This window comes from Micromonospora sp. DSM 43699 (assembly GCF_055517075.1).
Genome location: NZ_JBTMMT010000164.1, coordinates 1 through 736, shown reverse-complemented (window position 1 = coordinate 736; position 736 = coordinate 1). Strand labels below are relative to the sequence as shown.

The window sequence follows — 736 nt, the reverse complement described above, 5'->3', positions numbered from 1 at the left end:
CCGCCAGCATGATCACCCTCGCCATGATCGACAACCTCGCCAAACGCCTCACCACCGAAACCACCCCAACCTGGCGAGAACCCCTAAAACCACAACACACACAAAATACGTGAATCAGACGTCCTCTCAGCTATCAGTGGCGGGTCATGGTCGAGCCGCCTAGGCACGCTCACCGCCCATGCGGACCTGCCACCGGTGCGGCTGCGCGACCTGCACCACGGCGCCGCATCCCTGGCCCTCGCCGCCGGCGTCGACCTCAAAGTCATCCAACACATGCTCGGACACTCCAGCATCGTCACCACCGCCGACGTCTACACCACCGTCCTGCACGAAGCCGCCCACCACGCCGCCGAAACAACCGCCGCCTTCGTCCTCCAGTCCGCCCGCACCCGACTCAGCCTCGCCGGCGCATCCCAAGCCTGAACACCACCAATACTGTCGGCGGACCGGCTCCGACGCAGAGGCAGATACGGCTTGATGCACAACACTGCGACGGGTCATCGGCCCCCGCTGACCGGACGTCCTGATGCCATTGGACCGACCGACGGTTCCGATGGTGACATTGCGTGACGAAGGACCATCCAGCGACGGGCGAGGCAGCTTCCTCATCTAGTGTCCTGCGCCGGAAATTCGCCTACAAAATCGTGCGAGTGATTCGAGGATCTCTTCGGCGGTCTTGGTCCAGGTAAACGGCCGTGGGTCGCGGTTCCAGTCGGCGATCCAGGAGCGGATGTCT

At 63.6% G+C, this 736-nt stretch carries 1 protein-coding gene; it reads left to right on the top strand.

The genetic code is table 11. From position 1 onward, the window contains the following. Nucleotides 1-105 precede the first annotated feature (105 nt). The gene (locus AC0AIB_RS31045) at nucleotides 106-423 is read left to right on the top strand and encodes a tyrosine-type recombinase/integrase (protein ID WP_465098053.1); all 318 of its coding nucleotides are present in this window, start codon (nucleotides 106-108) and stop codon (nucleotides 421-423) included. The last annotated feature ends 313 nt before the right edge of the window (nucleotides 424-736 follow it).